This is a genomic window from Sphingorhabdus sp. M41, from assembly GCF_001586275.1.
Taxonomy (GTDB): Bacteria; Pseudomonadota; Alphaproteobacteria; order Sphingomonadales; family Sphingomonadaceae; genus Parasphingorhabdus.
Genome location: NZ_CP014545.1, coordinates 2,716,194 through 2,732,730, shown reverse-complemented (window position 1 = coordinate 2,732,730; position 16,537 = coordinate 2,716,194). Strand labels below are relative to the sequence as shown.

General features: G+C 57.5%; 25 protein-coding genes. 20 read left to right on the top strand and 5 right to left on the bottom strand.

Going from position 1 to position 16,537, the window contains the following annotated elements:
- Positions 1-346: 346 nt before the first annotated feature.
- Complete coding sequence (gene flaF, locus AZE99_RS12930) at positions 347-709, bottom strand: flagellar biosynthesis regulator FlaF (protein ID WP_067201856.1); 363 nt, start codon at positions 707-709, stop codon at positions 347-349.
- A 212-nt stretch (positions 710-921) separates the two neighbouring features.
- Here flaF and motA point away from each other — a divergent pair, with 212 nt between their 5' ends.
- The 12 genes from motA to AZE99_RS12870 are packed head-to-tail and all read left to right on the top strand — an operon-like array spanning position 922 to position 9,632.
- Complete coding sequence (motA, locus tag AZE99_RS12925) at positions 922-1,806, top strand: flagellar motor stator protein MotA (RefSeq protein WP_067201855.1); 885 nt, start codon at positions 922-924, stop codon at positions 1,804-1,806.
- A complete protein-coding gene (locus tag AZE99_RS12920; protein ID WP_067201852.1) occupies positions 1,799-2,137 on the top strand; it encodes an STAS domain-containing protein in 339 nt (112 codons plus the stop codon). Before motA ends, AZE99_RS12920 begins: the two co-directional genes overlap by 8 nt.
- Positions 2,134-2,499 carry a response regulator gene (locus AZE99_RS12915; protein WP_067201848.1) on the top strand — a complete coding sequence of 122 codons (366 nt, stop codon included), beginning with the start codon at positions 2,134-2,136 and terminating at the stop codon, positions 2,497-2,499. Before AZE99_RS12920 ends, AZE99_RS12915 begins: the two co-directional genes overlap by 4 nt.
- On the top strand, positions 2,496-4,622 hold the full coding sequence (locus AZE99_RS12910) for a chemotaxis protein CheA (RefSeq protein WP_067201845.1): 2,127 nt from the start codon (positions 2,496-2,498) through the stop codon (positions 4,620-4,622). Before AZE99_RS12915 ends, AZE99_RS12910 begins: the two co-directional genes overlap by 4 nt.
- On the top strand, positions 4,619-5,110 hold the full coding sequence (locus tag AZE99_RS12905) for a chemotaxis protein CheW (protein ID WP_067201842.1): 492 nt from the start codon (positions 4,619-4,621) through the stop codon (positions 5,108-5,110). The genes AZE99_RS12910 and AZE99_RS12905 overlap by 4 nt, the downstream gene beginning before the upstream one ends.
- 8 nt (positions 5,111-5,118) lie before the next feature.
- A complete protein-coding gene (locus tag AZE99_RS12900) occupies positions 5,119-5,967 on the top strand; it encodes a CheR family methyltransferase (RefSeq protein WP_067203675.1) in 849 nt (282 codons plus the stop codon).
- Positions 5,964-7,043, top strand: a complete 1,080-nt coding sequence (locus AZE99_RS12895; RefSeq protein ID WP_067201839.1) for a protein-glutamate methylesterase/protein-glutamine glutaminase — start codon at positions 5,964-5,966, stop codon at positions 7,041-7,043. The genes AZE99_RS12900 and AZE99_RS12895 overlap by 4 nt, the downstream gene beginning before the upstream one ends.
- Positions 7,044-7,067: 24 nt before the next feature.
- On the top strand, positions 7,068-7,457 hold the full coding sequence (locus AZE99_RS12890; RefSeq protein ID WP_067201836.1) for a response regulator: 390 nt from the start codon (positions 7,068-7,070) through the stop codon (positions 7,455-7,457).
- Between the two features lie 56 nt (positions 7,458-7,513).
- Positions 7,514-7,996 carry a chemotaxis protein CheD gene (locus tag AZE99_RS12885; protein ID WP_443027767.1) on the top strand — a complete coding sequence of 161 codons (483 nt, stop codon included), beginning with the start codon at positions 7,514-7,516 and terminating at the stop codon, positions 7,994-7,996.
- Between the two features lie 33 nt (positions 7,997-8,029).
- Positions 8,030-8,332, top strand: coding sequence for a hypothetical protein (locus AZE99_RS12880; RefSeq protein WP_067201834.1), 303 nt, complete (start codon positions 8,030-8,032; stop codon positions 8,330-8,332).
- A gap of 1 nt (position 8,333) precedes the next feature.
- Entirely contained in the window at positions 8,334-9,176 is an 843-nt protein-coding gene (locus tag AZE99_RS12875; protein ID WP_067201831.1) for a flagellar motor protein MotB, read from the top strand.
- Between the two features lie 12 nt (positions 9,177-9,188).
- Complete coding sequence (locus AZE99_RS12870) at positions 9,189-9,632, top strand: hypothetical protein (protein ID WP_067201827.1); 444 nt, start codon at positions 9,189-9,191, stop codon at positions 9,630-9,632.
- 65 nt (positions 9,633-9,697) lie between these two features.
- Here AZE99_RS12870 and fliP read toward each other — a convergent pair whose 3' ends face one another.
- Genes fliP through AZE99_RS12855 form a run of 3 tightly spaced genes read right to left on the bottom strand, consistent with a single transcriptional unit; the run spans position 9,698 to position 11,087 of the window.
- On the bottom strand, positions 9,698-10,447 hold the full coding sequence (gene fliP, locus AZE99_RS12865; RefSeq protein WP_082788375.1) for a flagellar type III secretion system pore protein FliP: 750 nt from the start codon (positions 10,445-10,447) through the stop codon (positions 9,698-9,700).
- Positions 10,444-10,854 carry a FliO/MopB family protein gene (locus AZE99_RS12860; RefSeq protein WP_067201823.1) on the bottom strand — a complete coding sequence of 137 codons (411 nt, stop codon included), beginning with the start codon at positions 10,852-10,854 and terminating at the stop codon, positions 10,444-10,446. Before AZE99_RS12860 ends, fliP begins: the two co-directional genes overlap by 4 nt.
- Complete coding sequence (locus tag AZE99_RS12855) at positions 10,851-11,087, bottom strand: FliM/FliN family flagellar motor switch protein (RefSeq protein WP_067201820.1); 237 nt, start codon at positions 11,085-11,087, stop codon at positions 10,851-10,853. The genes AZE99_RS12860 and AZE99_RS12855 overlap by 4 nt, the downstream gene beginning before the upstream one ends.
- A 118-nt stretch (positions 11,088-11,205) precedes the next feature.
- Here AZE99_RS12855 and flgC point away from each other — a divergent pair, with 118 nt between their 5' ends.
- From flgC to flhB, 5 genes are read left to right on the top strand one after another with little or no spacing between them, the layout of a single operon-like run.
- The gene (gene flgC, locus AZE99_RS12850) at positions 11,206-11,616 is read left to right on the top strand and encodes a flagellar basal body rod protein FlgC (protein ID WP_067201817.1); all 411 of its coding nucleotides are present in this window, start codon (positions 11,206-11,208) and stop codon (positions 11,614-11,616) included.
- Positions 11,617-11,650: 34 nt separating this feature from the next.
- Positions 11,651-11,983 carry a flagellar hook-basal body complex protein FliE gene (locus tag AZE99_RS12845; protein ID WP_067201814.1) on the top strand — a complete coding sequence of 111 codons (333 nt, stop codon included), beginning with the start codon at positions 11,651-11,653 and terminating at the stop codon, positions 11,981-11,983.
- Positions 11,983-12,246, top strand: coding sequence for a flagellar biosynthetic protein FliQ (locus tag AZE99_RS12840; protein ID WP_067201812.1), 264 nt, complete (start codon positions 11,983-11,985; stop codon positions 12,244-12,246). Before AZE99_RS12845 ends, AZE99_RS12840 begins: the two co-directional genes overlap by 1 nt.
- Positions 12,247-12,256: 10 nt before the next feature.
- The gene (fliR, locus tag AZE99_RS12835) at positions 12,257-13,021 is read left to right on the top strand and encodes a flagellar biosynthetic protein FliR (RefSeq protein ID WP_067201809.1); all 765 of its coding nucleotides are present in this window, start codon (positions 12,257-12,259) and stop codon (positions 13,019-13,021) included.
- 4 nt (positions 13,022-13,025) lie between these two features.
- On the top strand, positions 13,026-14,099 hold the full coding sequence (gene flhB / locus AZE99_RS12830) for a flagellar biosynthesis protein FlhB (protein WP_067201806.1): 1,074 nt from the start codon (positions 13,026-13,028) through the stop codon (positions 14,097-14,099).
- Positions 14,100-14,103: 4 nt separating this feature from the next.
- Here the strand turns inward: flhB and AZE99_RS15970 are convergent, their stop codons facing one another.
- Positions 14,104-14,538: a flagellar assembly protein FliX gene (locus AZE99_RS15970; protein WP_082788374.1), complete on the bottom strand. Its 435-nt coding sequence runs from the start codon at positions 14,536-14,538 to the stop codon at positions 14,104-14,106.
- Positions 14,539-14,621: 83 nt separating this feature from the next.
- Between AZE99_RS15970 and AZE99_RS12820 the strand changes: the two genes are divergently transcribed.
- Genes AZE99_RS12820 through AZE99_RS12810 form a run of 3 tightly spaced genes read left to right on the top strand, consistent with a single transcriptional unit; the run spans position 14,622 to position 16,500 of the window.
- Complete coding sequence (locus tag AZE99_RS12820; protein WP_231862613.1) at positions 14,622-15,752, top strand: flagellar basal body P-ring protein FlgI; 1,131 nt, start codon at positions 14,622-14,624, stop codon at positions 15,750-15,752.
- A complete protein-coding gene (locus tag AZE99_RS12815) occupies positions 15,749-16,066 on the top strand; it encodes a rod-binding protein (RefSeq protein WP_067201799.1) in 318 nt (105 codons plus the stop codon). Before AZE99_RS12820 ends, AZE99_RS12815 begins: the two co-directional genes overlap by 4 nt.
- The gene (locus tag AZE99_RS12810; RefSeq protein ID WP_067201796.1) at positions 16,066-16,500 is read left to right on the top strand and encodes a hypothetical protein; all 435 of its coding nucleotides are present in this window, start codon (positions 16,066-16,068) and stop codon (positions 16,498-16,500) included. Before AZE99_RS12815 ends, AZE99_RS12810 begins: the two co-directional genes overlap by 1 nt.
- The last annotated feature ends 37 nt before the right edge of the window (positions 16,501-16,537 follow it).

The following is a 16,537-nucleotide window of genomic DNA, read 5'->3' as shown; positions in this document are numbered from 1 at the left end:
ATGACAAGTCAAACGGCCATGATGGTAGTGGGCCCAGGCTTACGACCGATGCATGTTTCGGAACGCCGCCGCGCTACCCCTGGGGCGGCGGCTCTGTCATGCCCGGGCGACCTAAAATACAGGAGCAGCGCTCCGGGGATATTCGGATCGCACGACGCCCCAAGCGCAGTTCGCGTTCATGTCTCTACATGATGCATTGAACGCCTCTACCGGTGACGGCAAATCGCCTGTACATCTCCAAAAAAAAGGGCCGGTAGAACTGGCGTGTACATCACGCCATTTCTACCGGCCCCTTGGGTTCGCCTTTGGGAAAGGCGGTGTTGTGATCCGAACGAAAAAGCGATATTTATCGGCCCTGATCGGTACCGCCGAGTAACCCAGACATTATTGACCGGTTTACTTCGAGCAAGTCGTCGATCGACTCTTTGCCCGCCATGACCTGACTCGTATGGCGATCCACCCAATTGGCGAGCGAAATGATGGAAGCCCGCAATTCGTCGGACAAACCATTCTCCGCGGTACCGCAAGCGGCGGCAAAAACCGTCCACATCTCGCGGTTGCGGTGCAGGCTGTGCATCAGCGTCGCCCCAAAGGCATTGCTCTCTTTTGCGGTGATCATTTCACCAGTAATCTCGCGCATCAGACGATGCTCCGCCGCGCGCGGTGTTTCGGCAATTTTCATCGCTGATTGATAAGCTGATATCGACACGGAGTTCTTCTCCCTGAGTTGGTACTCCGTATTTTAGCGGATTTGACGGGCCGTGAGCACGCAAAACGCGCATTTTCAATCTGCCCTCGATTGAACATGGTGAAGTAAAGCACCGTTTGGTACGCCTGCTGGCAAGCAATCATCCTATCATTCCAATATAGATTTCAGGTTCAAGCGTTGGGCCTGAGGTAATTAGGGAGTTTCGTAGGGTTATGCTCAATGGCGTCGGTTACATCGTCATTCTTGTATGTGTGTTCGGCAGCTTTCTCTTGAGCGGAGGCAAGCTGGACATCGTGCTGCATGCTTTGCCGCACGAAATGCTGGCTATCGGCGGCGCTTCGATCGGTGCATTTCTTGTATCCAATTCCATCGGTACGGTGAAAAAGGCCGGTATCGGCGTCATCCATTCCTTCAAGGGTTCGCGCCGCAAAGATAATGATTACAGCGACCTGCTGACCCTCCTGTTCACGTTGTTGACCACGTTTCGTACCGGTGGAGCTACTGCAATCGAGCCGCATCTCGACAATCCGGAAGAGAGTGAAATCTTCTCTCGCTATCCGCGCTTGCTGGCCGACCACCATCTGATCGAATTTGTTGCCGATTATCTGCGTATGATGACGGTCAATTTCGAAGATCCATACCAATTGGCAGACGCGATGGAGGCCGATATCGAACGACACCATCATGAAGCGCTAGCACCGCAGCACGCCTTACAGATCATGGCCGACGGCCTGCCCGCGATCGGGATCGTCGCCGCTGTCCTCGGCGTGATCAAGACCATGGGATCAATCGATCAGCCCGCCAATATCCTGGGCGGAATGATCGGCGGCGCACTCGTCGGAACCTTTCTTGGCGTCCTGCTAGCCTATTGTTTCGTCGGACCTCTCGCCTGGAAATTGCTCGAAATCGTCGAGCAGGAATCCCGCGCCTTTCACATCGCGAAGACCGCGATTGTGGGTTACGCGCAAGGATTGCCTATTCCGGTCGCGATCGAAATCGCCCGCCGGATGGTCCCGTCCGAATGGGCACCGAACTTCCTTCAACTCGAAACTATACTCGATGAGGCCAAAAATGACCTGCGAACAGCCAATGCCTGACGGCGCCCTATACCTGCCGGTGAACTGCACCACGACAACCGCCGAGGACTTGCGTGCCGGTCTGGTCCTGGCGTTCGATAATCCTGACGGCCTAGTGATCGATGCCGGCGACACCGTCGTGATCGGCCAAGCTGTGCTGCAATTGCTCATCGCCGCGCAACGCGATGCGGAACGTGAGGACATAAAGTTCGCCATTCGTGGCCTTAACGACCAGCTGACGGCGCAATTCGCCGCTTATGGGATTGATAAACTGACTGGAGAGCCGAGCGTAGCCGGCATCGACGCGGACTTGTCCGATGCCGACAGTCAAGATGAAGGGACAAACAAATGAGCAAGAAGATCCTGACCGTCGACGATTCGCCGAGTATGCGCATGTTGCTCAAGGCTTCGCTTACCAAGCAGGGCTTCGCGATCGAGGACGCTGAAGATGGTGAGCACGGCCTGGCGCGAATGCACGAGGTGCGGCCCGATCTGCTGATTACCGACATCAACATGCCGAAGATGGACGGTTTCGAACTGATCGAAGCCGTGCGAGCAGAATCCGCGTTTCGCGGGATACCTATCCTCGTGCTGTCTACCGAATTTTCCGACGAAAAGAAGGCCCGCGCCCGCTCTGCCGGCGCGACCGGTTGGATAACCAAACCCTTTGACCCGGAAAAACTGGGTGCGGCGATCCGGAAGGTGTGCCCATGAGCGACGATTATGAAGACATTCAGGCGATCTTCTTCGAAGAAGCCGAAGAAGGACTTGGCACTGCCGAGGCAGGCCTTTCTGCGATGGCAGACGGTGATGCGTCCGTCGATGTAATCGCCGGCGTATTCCGCGCGGTTCATTCGATCAAGGGCGGCGCGGGAGCCTTTGGCCATTCCGCGTTGCAGGATTTTGCACATGTTTTCGAAAATTTGCTCGACGACGTGCGTGGAGAAAAGATCAAGGCGGACGAGACTGTTTGCCGGGTAATGCTGTCGGCCTTCGACGTCCTCAGCGACCACGTTGGTGCGGCCCGTTCTGGTGGTAGCCCGCCGGACGACGCGGCTGCTCTCGCCTCCTTGCAGCTTGCTCTGGGACAGCCTGCAGTTGGGGCAGGGCTCGAAAATGATAACGGTGCGAGCGCTACCACGGACGATGACGGCGGGTTTCAGCCGGTAGCTGTATCGCTCGACGATCTGGATGGGGATGGTTTCGATTTTCAGCCGGTCAGCGCGGAGCTTGATGAGTTCGGGCTCGCTGAGCCAGCCGCCTGGACGATCCGTTTCACCCCATCACGGGAAGCGCTGGCCAATGGTGGCGAACCCCTGCTCGTCATTCGCGAGGTCGAGCGGCTGGGCGGCAAGCTGGTGTCGATCGACGATCAATTACCGCCTTTGCGCGAGCTCGAACCTGAAAACAGTTACTTGTCCTATAATTTGGAAGCACCGGGCACGGTTGAAGAAACTGCCTTGCACGAATGCTTTGATTTCGTACCGCCGAGTTCGGTCATTGAAATCCAGCGGGATGCTCCGGTCAATCCGGCTCCTGTGGATGCGGTCGCTCTAATCGATCCGGTGGCCAGCGATGCTATTGAAAGCACCGCTTCGGCACCGCTGCCTGCGGCATCCGAAAGCGGCAGTGAAGCCAAGGTGGAAACGATCATCCCCCAAACCATCCGCGTCGACGTGACCAAGCTCGACATGCTGCTGAACCTGGTCGGAGAACTGGTGATCCGTAACTCGATCCTGTCCGACCGCTTGTCGGCAGCCGATCAGCAACGCGTGGAACTGCCCGAACTCGCGCGACTGACGCGCGAGATCCAGGACAACGTAATGTCGCTGCGCGCCCAGCCAGTGCGCCAGGCGTTCAGCCGGGTGCCCCGCATCGTGCGCGAACTATGCGCCGAAACCGGAAAACAGGTTGAACTTGAAATGGTCGGTGAGACGACCGAAGTCGACAAGGGCGTGATCGAAAAAATCGGCGAACCGCTGACACATATGATCCGGAACGCGGTCGATCACGGGATTGAGCTGCCTGAAGAGCGCGAAGCGTCGGGAAAAAGTTCCAAAGGCGTCCTCCAACTCTCCGCTGAACAAAAGGGTGCGCGCATTTTCCTGCGCGTCAAAGATGATGGCCGTGGAATTGATCGCGAACGGGTGAAAGCCAAGGCGATCGAGAAGGGCATTATTTCCAGCGATGCGCAGCTGACCAACGAAGAGATCGATAACCTTATCTGCGCGCCCGGGTTCTCGACCGCGGAAACCGTATCGAACATATCCGGGCGGGGCGTGGGTATGGATGTCGTTCGGTCGAATGTGGAAGCGCTTGGCGGCCGGGTGGAAATCGTTTCCGTTCCTGGCCAAGGCACGACTTTCACGATGGTCTTGCCGCTTACTCTGGCCATCCTTGATGGCATGATCGTGCGCGTCGCCGGGCAACGCTATGTTCTGCCACTGGCCAGCGTGGTCGAAACCGTTAAACCCGATTTCGGCCAAGTGAGCCCCGTCTCGCCGACTAGCGAAGTGATCGAGTTGCGCGGCGATTTTGTGCCAGTCCAGCGAGCAACCGAGTTATTCAGCCTTGTCAGCGAACGCCAAGCTGGCGACGACGCGGTGGTCATTATCGTCGAAAGCGAGGCGGGCCGCATGGGCCTGCTGGTCGATACCATTGAAGATCGACGCGAGGTCGTCATCAAGAGCCTCGACCAGAACCTCTATCCCATTCGTGGGCTCGGCGGCGCGACCATATTGGGTGATGGGTCCATCGCCTTGATCCTCGACATCGATGCGTTGGTCGCGTCGACCGCCACCCAAGCCAAATTTAACCTGAAAGGACTAGCAGCATGAGTGAAGAAAAAACTATGGGTGATACCAAGATGGTAACTTTTCGGCTGAGCGAGCAAATGTTCGCGATCGAAATGGCAGCCTTGGTCGAAATTCGCGAATGGGAAGATCCTACGCCCCTGCCTAGTGTTCCTAGCTTCATCAAGGGCGTAACAAACCTGCGCGGCCACGTCGTTCCTGTTATTGGTCTCGCCGAGCGGCTTGGCTGGCCGCCCAGCCAGTTGCATGATCGCTCGTGCATACTTGTGGTCAATATTGGCGAAAAGCAAGCGGGTTTCCTCGTCGATGAAGTGGCCGATATTGTCACCATCAACCGTGAGGATATCCAGCCGGCACCCGATATCGAGACGGACGATGCAAATGTCATCGACGGGCTGGTTCAGGTAAGCCGCCGCGGGCGAGCGGAAGAGGGTGAAAAGGACGAGATCATGGTCTCACTCCTCAATCTCGAGAAGCTGAGCGTTACCCGGCATCTCGATCTTGCGGCTTGAGGATCGAGATGTCTTCACTAACCGCCCTGGCCGGAATGGGCTCGCGTGACTTCGCGGTGATCGCCGCGATCATGCAGCGCGAAGCCCGCATCCATTTGGTCGAAAGCAAGACCACGCTCGTGGAATCACGACTGGCTCGGCGTGTCCGGCTTCACGGTCTGGCCAGCTATTCCGAATATCTCGATCTCGTTGAGCGTGATGCGCAGGAACGGGCCGAAATGGTGACTTCACTGACAACTAATCACACGCATTTTTTCCGTGAAGCCCATCATTTTGATCATCTGTGCGAGACCGTCTTGCCCAAGCTGAAGCGAAGCGCGCTGGCAGGCGACAAAGTGCGCATCTGGTCGGCCGGCTGTTCGAGCGGGGAAGAGATTTACACTCTCGCGATGTGCTTGCTCGGACCAGGCCGCAATGACGGCGACTGGGTATTCAAGAACGATGTAAAGCTGCTGGCGACTGATATCAGTCCACCAGTGGTCGCAGCCGTTGCGCGCGGTGAATATTCGGCCAGCACGGTCGAGCCGGTTCCGGTTCGCTATCGTGACCGGTGGATGGACAAGACGCCTGACGGGTTCGCCATGAAACCCGAAGTGCGTGCTCTGATCACTGCTCGTCCGCTGAATCTTTTCGCCAACTGGCCAATGCGCGGCGCGTTCGACGTAATTTTCTGCCGTAATGTGATGATTTATTTTGAAGAAGTGGCGCAGGCCGAGTTGCAGCAAAAAATGGCGACCGCAATGAACCCGGATGGCCACCTTTATATCGGACATAGCGAACGCCTGACTGGAAGCGCTGACGGGTTGTTCGAAAAATGCGGCCAGACAATTTATCGCAGGAACGGAAGCAAGGTATGAACGCACCCGTCAAACTCGCGGACGATACCGCCGCAAGCCGCACGATCCGGGCAATGATTGTCGACGATAGCGCCGCCATGCGTGCCGTGCTGGCAAATATACTTGCGGCCGATGGGGACATTGAGGTGGTAGGGTCAGCGCCCGACCCCTTCGTAGCGCGCGACATGATCAAGCGGCTTGATCCTGATGTACTGACACTCGATGTCGAAATGCCCGGTATGGACGGTTTGTCCTTTCTCGAGAAAATCATGCGTTTGCGCCCGATGCCGGTCGTAATGTGTTCAACGCTTACTGCCCATGGTGCTGAGGTGACCATCGAAGCCCTGCGCTTGGGCGCGGTTGAATGCATTTCCAAGCCGACGGGCCAGGCCGACGATTTGCTGGCCTATGGGCATTCAATCCGCAAAATCGTAAAGGCCGCCGCCGGCGCTTCGACCCGTACGGGAATGCTTGGTGCGAACCACACTGCCGTCAAGCCCCAGGAGGGAGGGGATTTTCGAGAGGACGCGCTGATTGCCATCGGGTCATCTACCGGCGGAGTCGAAGCGCTGTTTTCGATCCTTCCAGCCTTCCCTGCGGATTGCCCGCCCGTGCTCATCGTCCAGCATATGCCAGAGGGTTTCACTGCAGGGTTCGCTAAGCGTCTGGACAATTCATGTGCCGCCACGGTGGTCGAAGCGGAGGATGCGATGCCGATACGCCCGGGCAGGATATATATCGCACCGGGAGGCTCGCGCCACATGACGATATTAGGCGGGCCGCGCGGGACTATCCGCCTGAAACCCGGCCCCGCTGTGACCGGGCATAGTCCATCGGTCGACGTATTGTTCCATTCGGTCGCCAAACAATGCCCGCCAACCGCCGCTGTCGGCACCATCCTTACCGGGATGGGCGAAGACGGCGCCGATGGTCTGCGCACCATGCGCCAAGCGGGCGCAGCGACCTTCGGTCAATCTGCAGAGAGCTGCGTAATCTACGGCATGCCGCGAGCGGCAATGGAAAGGGGCGCAGTCGAACGCGAACTGGCTCTGTCCGCGCTGCCAGTTCCCATGCTCGCCGCCTGTCGAACCAACTGAGATCAGAGAAAAGGGTACCATGCAATGCCTGCCGCATCCGCAATAAAAGTAATGGTCGTCGACGATCAATCCAGCATGCGCGCCATGATCCGGCGCACCTTGCAGGATCTCGGCTTCAAAGATGTACGCGACAAGCCCGGTGCTGCCGAAGCGCTTGACGATGTCCGCACCAATCGGGTCCATTTGATCGTGTCGGACTACAATATGCCCGACATGGACGGGCTCGATTTTCTGCGGCAAGTACGCGCCGACCCGGTGATCGGCAAAACCGTGTTTATCATGCTAACCGGCACCGCCGATGCCGAAGTCGTCAAAATGGCAGCGGAGGCCGGGGTCAACAACTATATCATCAAACCTTTCTCCGCCGCTGCGCTGAAGGAAAAAATCGAACGAGTCTTTGGTGAATTGAGTTGATGAAGCAGGAGCATATACCAATTCAGCGGATCAATATCGTTCAGGGCGAACACGCCGTGAGCGGAGATGGCAACGTCTTGATCACTACGCTGCTGGGGTCCTGTGTGGCCGTTTGCCTTTACGACGGTGTGGCGCGATTGGGCGGCATGAACCATTTCCTGTTGGGCGAGCCAGGCGACAGCACAGAGCAGCGTGACGATACCTTTCAACGCTATGGCAGCCATGCGATAGAGGTGCTGATTAACGCCTTGATGAAGCGCGGGGCTCGCCGGGAAAATCTGCGTGCCCAGATTTACGGCGGCGCAAATTTGATAGCGGGATTGGGCCATATCGGTAGCCAGAATGCCGCCTTCGCATTGCGCTTCATGGAGACCGAAAATATTTCGGTGGGCGTTTTCGATACCGGGGGCAAGGCCGCACGGCGGGTGGAATTCCAACCGTTTGCAGGCAAGGCTCGCGCGATGACTGTACAAGATGAAGTACCGCTACCCAAGCAGATGCCCCAAACGCTGCCCACCAACGACATCGAACTCTTCTGACGACACAACCTGCCTATCGAACTAGGAATATTCATGAACGCTTTCTCTACCATCCAGTCTGACGTGTCTCCATTGTGCCGCGCTTTGGCGGCGGAGTTGCGCCAAATAGGAACGATCGTGACCGGAATCGCCCATAATGTAATGGGCGACGAGGACTTTATCCTGAATCATATTGAAAGCTTCCAGCAATTTGACTTGGTGATCCAGAGCGCCGAGGAAACAGCTAGGGTACTCGATCATATGGCGCAAGGTATCTCGGGCGCGCAGGCAGTTGACATGGTGAGCCTCGAGGCGATCCAGCAGCGCTTGCACCGAGCATGCCGCGAGGCGGACTGAGATGGCTGCAGGGCAAAATGATCAGCGCCCGATCATCATCAAACGGGTCAAGAAAGTTTCTGGCGGGCATCACGGTGGCGCCTGGAAAGTGGCCTATGCAGACTTCGTGACAGCCATGATGGCTTTCTTCATGCTCTTGTGGCTGCTGAGCGTTCCCGACAAGGAAGTGCTCAAGGGATTGGCGACTTATTTCACGGTAACTTCTGCGCAAGCCTCATCGGGCGCTGGCAGCAGCTCAGCTGGCGGCGCATCGAGCAATGCTGCTGGCGATACTGTTGTCTCGCAGGGCACGCCGGCATCGGAAGCCGCAACTGCCGGCGTTGCGCGCGGCGGGGAGGCTCGTGTGCCTGACGCCCCCTTGCGGGTCATGGCCCAGGAATTGCGCATATCGATCTCGTCGTCCGAAGAGGGGCGTGCCGCGAAGGAACATATCCGCTTCGAACAGACCCCAGACAGCCTGAGGATCGATCTGATGGACAGCTCCCGCCGGTCGATGTTTAAACCCAATACCGCACAACTCAACGACTTTGCCCGTAACTTGCTGGCTCGGATTGCCCGCAATGTCTCCGGATCACGGATGCAACTGGCGATTGAGGGCCATACTGACGGAGTAGGCGGTCTGTCGGAAAACAACTGGCAGCTCTCGGGCCAGCGTGCGCATAGCGCGCACCGCGCCATGGCCGGGGCCGGCCTCTCCGCCGATCGCTTTGCCAGGATCGTGGCCATGGCGGGTACCCAGCCGGTTTATCCCGGACAGCCCGAGCGCCCCGAAAATCGACGTATTACAATCGTACTCGAACCGCAAGGTTCGCTGCTCCCTGCCACGACCGACTTCCAGTTCTGAACGGCGCCAGCGATGCCCAATCTCAAATCCATATTCCTCCCTCTTGCGATCCTTGTCGGCGGCGGTGTGACCGGTGTCGGCGCTGCGTTCAGCACAGCTCGCGTCCTCGGGCTTGAGACAGCAGAACAGACTGTGACGGAAACTGAACTCGCGTTCGTCGAAGTGGCGGATATCATCACCCCGCTGGCCTTCGCTAACGGGCAACTCGCGGGCTATGCCACTTTCACCATCAGTCTCGAAGTGGAACTGGATCAGGTAGAGGATATCACGGCGCGCCTGCCTCTGATCCGTCATGCGATCAACATGCGTGCCTACCGGACACCTATGGCTGCAGGTAAAGACGGGCTGCTACCCGATCTCAAAGCATTTCGTCGACTTGTTCAGCAGGCGGCGCAAGATGCGTTCGGCAAGGGCCGGGTCAAGACCGTGGCGATCACGAGCGCTGTGCCCGCATGAAATGAGCCAAATTGGCAGGGTTCATCGCAATGATAAAACTCTCTCATTTCAGCGTGGCACAGCGGCTAGCCAGTACTGAAGCTGCGTACCAATGACCCAGCGACAAGAGCCCAGCCATCAACAAGCACGAAGAAGATGATCTTCATTGGCAGCGATATGGTCGGTGGAGGCAGCATCATCATACCCATCGCCATCAGCACTGCAGCTACGGCCAGATCGATAATCAGAAAGGGCAGCAGCAGCAGGAAGCCGATTTCGAAAGCCCGTTTCAGTTCAGAAATCATGAAGGCCGGGACCAGCGTCGACAAACTCACCTCAGCACGGCTGACCGGCTTTTCCTTGGACAGATCAATGAACAGCTGAAGATCGCTTTCATTGACTTCGGCCAGCATGAATTTTCGAAATGGCTCCGCTGTGCGGGTGAAGGCCGCAGTCTCATCGATCCGTCCCTCGGTATAGGGGGTAATCCCATTATCCCAAGCCTGCTCGAATGTGGGGGCCATCACGAAGAAGCTGAGAAACAGGGCAAGACTGATAATTACCGGATTGGGCGGAACACCCGGCGCGCCCAACCCACTTCGCAATAGCGAAAGGGCAACCACAATCCGCGTGAATGAAGTGATCGTCATCAATATGCCCGGGGCCAGGCTCAGCACCGTCATCATCATCACCAACTGGATAATCCGCCCTGACATCGGCCCATCCCCGCCAAGTCCGATATCCAGTCCCTGCGCACGCGCCACCACCGGTGTCACCATGGCGGCCAGGCAAATCGCGCCACCAACGGCTATGCGCAGAATGCGGTGGTACTTCATTTGGTCGCTCCGGCACGGCGGCGCAGCGGATTGGCCATCCCATCGGGCATGGCCTTGGCAAGGAATTGTCTAAAGGGAATTACGGCACCCCCAACCGGCTCGTCACGCTCTCGCTGCGGTGCTTCCGACGCCTCGGAGCTGTCGAGCAGCACAGCACCATCTCCGGCAAGTGTCAGCAGATATTCGCGTTCATCCGCACGCAGAATAATCACGGAGCGTTTTTGGTCGAGTGATAATCGTTCTACTATTTCAAGACGGCGGTCATTTCGGCCGCTCCACGCGGAGCTTGCCAGCCCACCGGGCAACGTGATGCGATAGCGACGGACGACCCACAGGGCAGCCCATAACAGGCCCAGAACGATACCGAGCGCACCCAACATGCGCAGAACGGGGGCAAATTCAATCATTCGACTTCACGCTCCATGATTTCGGTTATCTCCAGCGATATCCCTTCATTCTGCACTTGCACTTCGCCGCGTGCGATGGCGCGACCATTTACGAGCACCTCGGATGGATCGTCTCGCGACGCGTCGAGCGAAATTATCGCTCCGCGACTCATTTTCAGGATTTGATGGATCGGAACCTTCGTGGTCCCGAGCACTATGGAAACATCCAAGTAAATATCGCCCAATACTGACATAAAAAGCTCTCCTCATTTCCCTTGATAGGAAAAATCTCGCGTTTTCGACCGCTACTAGGCAAATTTTTCCTAGAATTGGAAAGAGCCCCCCACGGGCGATGGCAAAAAAGGAGGACCTATGTCTGGCGAACTTGATACTTCGCTCACCATTTCGGCGAGCGGCCTGAAAGCCCAGTCGACCAGGATGCGAGTAATCGCGGAAAATCTCGCCAACGCGGATTCGACCGCGTCGGAACCCGGCGGCGATCCCTATCGGCGACGTGTGGTCGATTTCAGGGCAGAACTTGGCCGCGCTGACAGTGTCGGTGTAAAAGTCAACGGCGTGGAAACCGACCGTAGCGATTTCCGCCGAATTCATCAGCCGGGGCATCCGGCAGCGGATGCCGCCGGATATGTCTCAATGCCTAATGTAAACGCATTGGTCGAAGCTGCCGATATGAAGGCAGCACAGCGTTCTTACGAGGCCAATCTAAACGCAATCGAGGCCGCGCGCGCGATGCTGTCGCGCACGGTCGATTTGCTAAGATAATCTCTCCACTTACTCTTGAAATGGATTTACAATTATGACGATAGGTGCGCTTGACGCCGCAATGGCCTATGGCCGGACTGCCCTACCAACATCCCAACCGTCCACTACTCCGATCGCCGGTGTGCAGGCCGATATGCAAGTCGGCAGCAACGGGGATTTCGGATCGCTGGTTTCAGGCATGGTTACCGACGCAGCCACATCGCTCAAGACTGCTGAGCAGGTTGGGTTGCAGCAGGTCGGCGGCAAGGGCAATCTGATCGATGTGGTCACCGCAATCGGTGCGGCGGAACAAGCGCTCGACACGGTGGTCGCTGTGCGCGATCGTGTCGTAAGCGCTTATGGCGAAATCATGCGGATGCAGATCTGATGGAACCGGCCGATGTTATGGAGCTGGCTGGCTCGGCTTTCATAGTCATGCTCACGGTGGTCGGGCCGATGTTGCTCATTTGCCTGATCGTGGGTGTCGCCATCGGCCTATTTCAGGCCCTTACTCAGATTCAGGAAATGACCCTCACTTTTGTGCCCAAGCTGGTTGCGATCGGCATTGTTTTTCTGATGAGCTTGCCCATGATTGGCGCAACCCTGTCTCATTTGATGGCTGACATCAGTCAATTGATCACGCGCGGTTGACCGGAGCGTCATGTCTCTGAATTGGACCGATCTACCGCAGCATATAACATTGCTCTTGGTGGCATTCACCCGGGTGGGTGCCGTGCTGATGGTGCTGCCGTTCTTTTCGGAGAGCGCGATTCCGGGGCAGATACGTCTGTTGTTTGCCCTTGGCCTAACGCTGGCATTATTTGGCCTGATCCGTCCAGCCCTACCCACCCCACCAAGCGATGGCACACTTGCCTTGCTTATCATTACCGAAGCGGTAACCGGACTGGCTATCGGCATGATCGTGCGTTTGTTTTTTTACGCTATTACAATTGCCGGATCGCTGGCCAGCCTGCAAGTCGGGCTTACCGCTGCCGTCGTAGCCGATCAGGCATTGGGCGGACCGGTCCCGGTTCTGGCAAAACTGGCCACGCTGGCTGCGACGCTGTTGTGCCTGTCGTTGGGCGTACATCATATGTGGCTGGGCGCGATCCTCGACAGCTACCGCCTGTTTCCCGTCGGCGGACTTCCTGCCGCAGCCGATTTCGCAACACTGGCCGTGGGGGTAGCAGGCCAGGCCATGGTGCTGGGCGTGTCACTGGCTGCGCCCATCGTCATCTACGGCATCGTCTTTAACGTGGCGCTGGGACTGGCGACCCGCATCGCGCCGACAATACAAGTCTTCTTCTTGATCCAACCACTCAATCTCATGCTTGGTCTGGCCCTTGTAGGTATAACCATCGGTGCCATGCTGCTTGGCTTCGCAGAAGCCACGGCAGAATTTATCCGCACCGGATGGCAGGTGTAGCGATATGGCCAGTCAAGGTGATGCAGCCGAGAAAACATTTGATCCGACCGACCGCAAGCTAGCGGAGGCGCGCAAAAAAGGCGAGGTCGCGTCGGCGCCTGAAATGCGTCATGCAACGATGTTCTGCGCTATGGTTGCGGTTTTGGCGACCGGCGGCTGGTCGCTCTCGCGATTGTTGGATCTGTGCGCAGCCCTGTGGGGCGGGGCAGAAGACGTCTCGCTCGATGCGGGCTCAGCATCGCTTTTTGCAGGCTACTTGGCGGGACATTTCATCGTCGCTTTGACTCCAATTTTAATCACCCTGATGGTGTTCGCCCTCCTCACTCTGTTCTTGCAAGGCCGCCCCACGCTGGCCTTCGCCAGACTCAAGCCGAACTGGAAAAAATTCTCGCCAATGGATGGCGCGAAACGTCTGTTTGGCTTAAAGGCCTTGGTCGAGTTCGCGAAGACGCTGGCCAAGCTGGTGTTGGTAATCGCAGTGACGATGTTTATCGTTTGGCCAAAGGCATCGGAACTTGGCGGTGTAGTCGGGGCCCCCCCCGAAGCCATCGGCAGGATCGCGCACAGCCTGCTGTCCAGCATGCTTCAGGCAGTGGCGTTGCTGGCGATCGTGTTGGCCATTGCTGATTTTGCCTATCAACGCCGTACCTTCCTGAAAAAGATGATGATGTCTCTGCAGGAGGTGAAAGACGAGTCGAAAGACAGCGATGGCAATCCGCAAATCAAACAGCGCATCCGTCAAATCGCGATGGAGCAATCCCGCCACAGAATGATGAGCGATGTGCCGACTGCGACCGTGATCGTCACCAACCCTACTCATTTCGCTGTCGCACTCAAATATGATCACGATGGGATGGCGGCCCCGGTCGTGGTCGCTAAGGGTGTGGATGCAATCGCCCTGCGCATTCGCGCCATCGCCAGCGAGGCCCGGGTGCCGATCGTCGAAAGTCCGCCGCTCGCCAGGGCACTCCATGCGCAGGGTGAATTGGGCCGGCCGATCCCTGTGGAACATTATGCGGCCGTAGCCGAAATCATCAGCTACGTGTTGAAACTGGCAGCAGAAGCCGGACGAAGATAATCGTTCAAACTGCGCGATTGAGCTTGGCCAGCTCCACCTTCAGCCGCAGTTCCACTTCTCCCATGATCTCCGCCACTTCTGCTGGTTCATTTAGACCGAGTTGCTGCGCCCATTCGGTCAAACTCGCGATCAAAGTCTCGTCCACAGTGCCTAATGCCAGCGCGTTATCGAGCGCTTCGAGCTGGTCGAGCGCGAGTTGACCATGTTCGGCGATACGGCGGCGCTTTTCGCGATCCGGATTGGCGGCGGCCACGGCGAGCAGCATCGCCATCGACGTTGATGGCGGCGCCGGATGTGCGGACGGTACTTGCATTGGGCGAGAAGCGGTCTGAGCTGAACTGGCAGCATTATTCGCCTTGCCCTCCCTCGGATCGAAGCGATCCGAGGTCTGGTGGTACGTCCGTGATCGAATCGGCTCGACCGGCCCTGTCACCTTCATAAAGCTGCTCCTTCACACGCCACTTAGGTCGCCATGATCCTATAATAGGACACGGTGCACTCAATAGGAATTGGACCCACACCATGCTTTCAAGATTTATCCCGGCATCAATGATACTTCGTTTCATGACGCTGGTGATTTCAGCCGCTGCACTGACCCTGCCAAATGCCGCCGTGGCCCAGCAGCAGGCGCGAATCAAGGACATCGTCGATTTCCAGAATGTACGAGAAAACATGCTCATCGGTTATGGACTGGTGGTTGGCCTGGCAGGAACGGGCGACAAGACACGCAATATTCCATTCACCGAGGAGTCGATGCAGTCGATGCTCGAACGCATGGGTATCAATGTGCGCGACACGCAGCTTCGGACCAAGAACGTCGCAGCGGTTTCTATTACTGCAACCATGCCTGCTTTTGTTCGGACAGGATCACGCATTGATGTGCAGGTTTCAGCCATGGGGGATGCGACCAGTCTGCAAGGCGGTATTCTCATCGCCAGTTCGCTGCGTGCGCTTGATGGGCAGATCTACGCGGTAGCCCAAGGCCCGGTGGCAATCTCCGGCTTCAAGGCGCAAGGCGCCGCCTCCAGCGTGACCCGCGGCGTTGCGACAACCGCCAGGATCGCCAGCGGAGCGATTATCGAACGTGAGGTACCGTTCGCACTCGATCAGTCGGGCGACATGAAACTGGCACTGAAAAATCCCGATTTCACAACAGCGCAGCGCATCGCGCAGGCTATCAACGGCCGCTATCCCGGTGTGGCCCTCCCGCTTGATCCCGCGACCGTGCAGTTGTCAACCGGCCAGGGGCAGATCATGGATCTTATCTCGGGAATCGAAAATCTCAACGTGGCTGTCGAACAGCCTGCTCGGATCGTCATCAATGAAGCATCGGGTACGGTTGTGCTGACCAATGACGTCCGCATCAGCCCGGTGGCAATCGCGCAGGGTGGGCTAACAGTGTCAATAGTCGAACAGCCCATCCCGTCCCAACCGGGACCATTCTCCAATGGGGAAACGGTCGTCGTGCCGCGCACCGATATCTCCGTGGACGATGGAAGCACCGCTTCACTCGCCATGATCGACCAAGGTGCGTCGCTGCAATCGCTGATCGCAGGACTGAACGCATTGGGTGTATCGCCGCGGGACCTGATCACCATAATCCAGGCCCTTAAGACGTCCGGTGCCCTTCAAGCGGAAGTGATGGTTCAATGAGCGATCCGTCTCAGCCGCTGCTGCCGGTCGCAGTTGCCCGCAGCCAGCCACCCCTGCCAGCTGCGTCTGAAAAACGGACCGCTGCGGACATGGCCGCTACAGCGCGCGAATTCGAAGGCGTGTTCATGGGGCAGATGGCCAAGATCATGTTGGAAAGCGTTGAACAGTCCCCGGAGTTTTCCGGCGGCCAGGGAGAAGCCATGTTTCGCGGGATCATGGCGGAAAAGATCGGCTCCCTGATGGCAGAGCGTGGCGGAATCGGCCTGGCGCCGGCCGTGCTCGAGCAGATGATCCGCTTGCAGGGAGGTGAATAATGAATAATTTATCATTTGTCAGGTTGCTCGATCTGGCGAGATCGCTGACCCAAATCATGGCGGACGAAACCCAGCAACTGGCGCTGACGGCCCAACTCGCCGATCACATGGCCCTGGGGAAAGCCAAGCAAACGCTGGTTGGACAGCTCGAAGTCGAGATCGCCCGGCTAAACCGCGAACAGACCGGCTGGGACGAGCGGTTGTCGCCCGAAGAAGGGGCGCAGCTGTTTGACGTGATCAGCGAACTGAACCGCGTCGCTTCAGCCAATGCAGAGATACTGAAAAGACAGCTGGAATTGTCTGGCGAGCTTCTCGACGCTTTGACACGGGAAGCCAAACGCGCTTCGGGCAATGGCGGAGTTTCTTATCATTCCACCGGCACAATCAACCATTCCGATCGCACCGGACCGATTTCCATCAACACGGCATTCTGATATCCGCAGAGTGCGCGTCCGCGCGCATGATATTCGG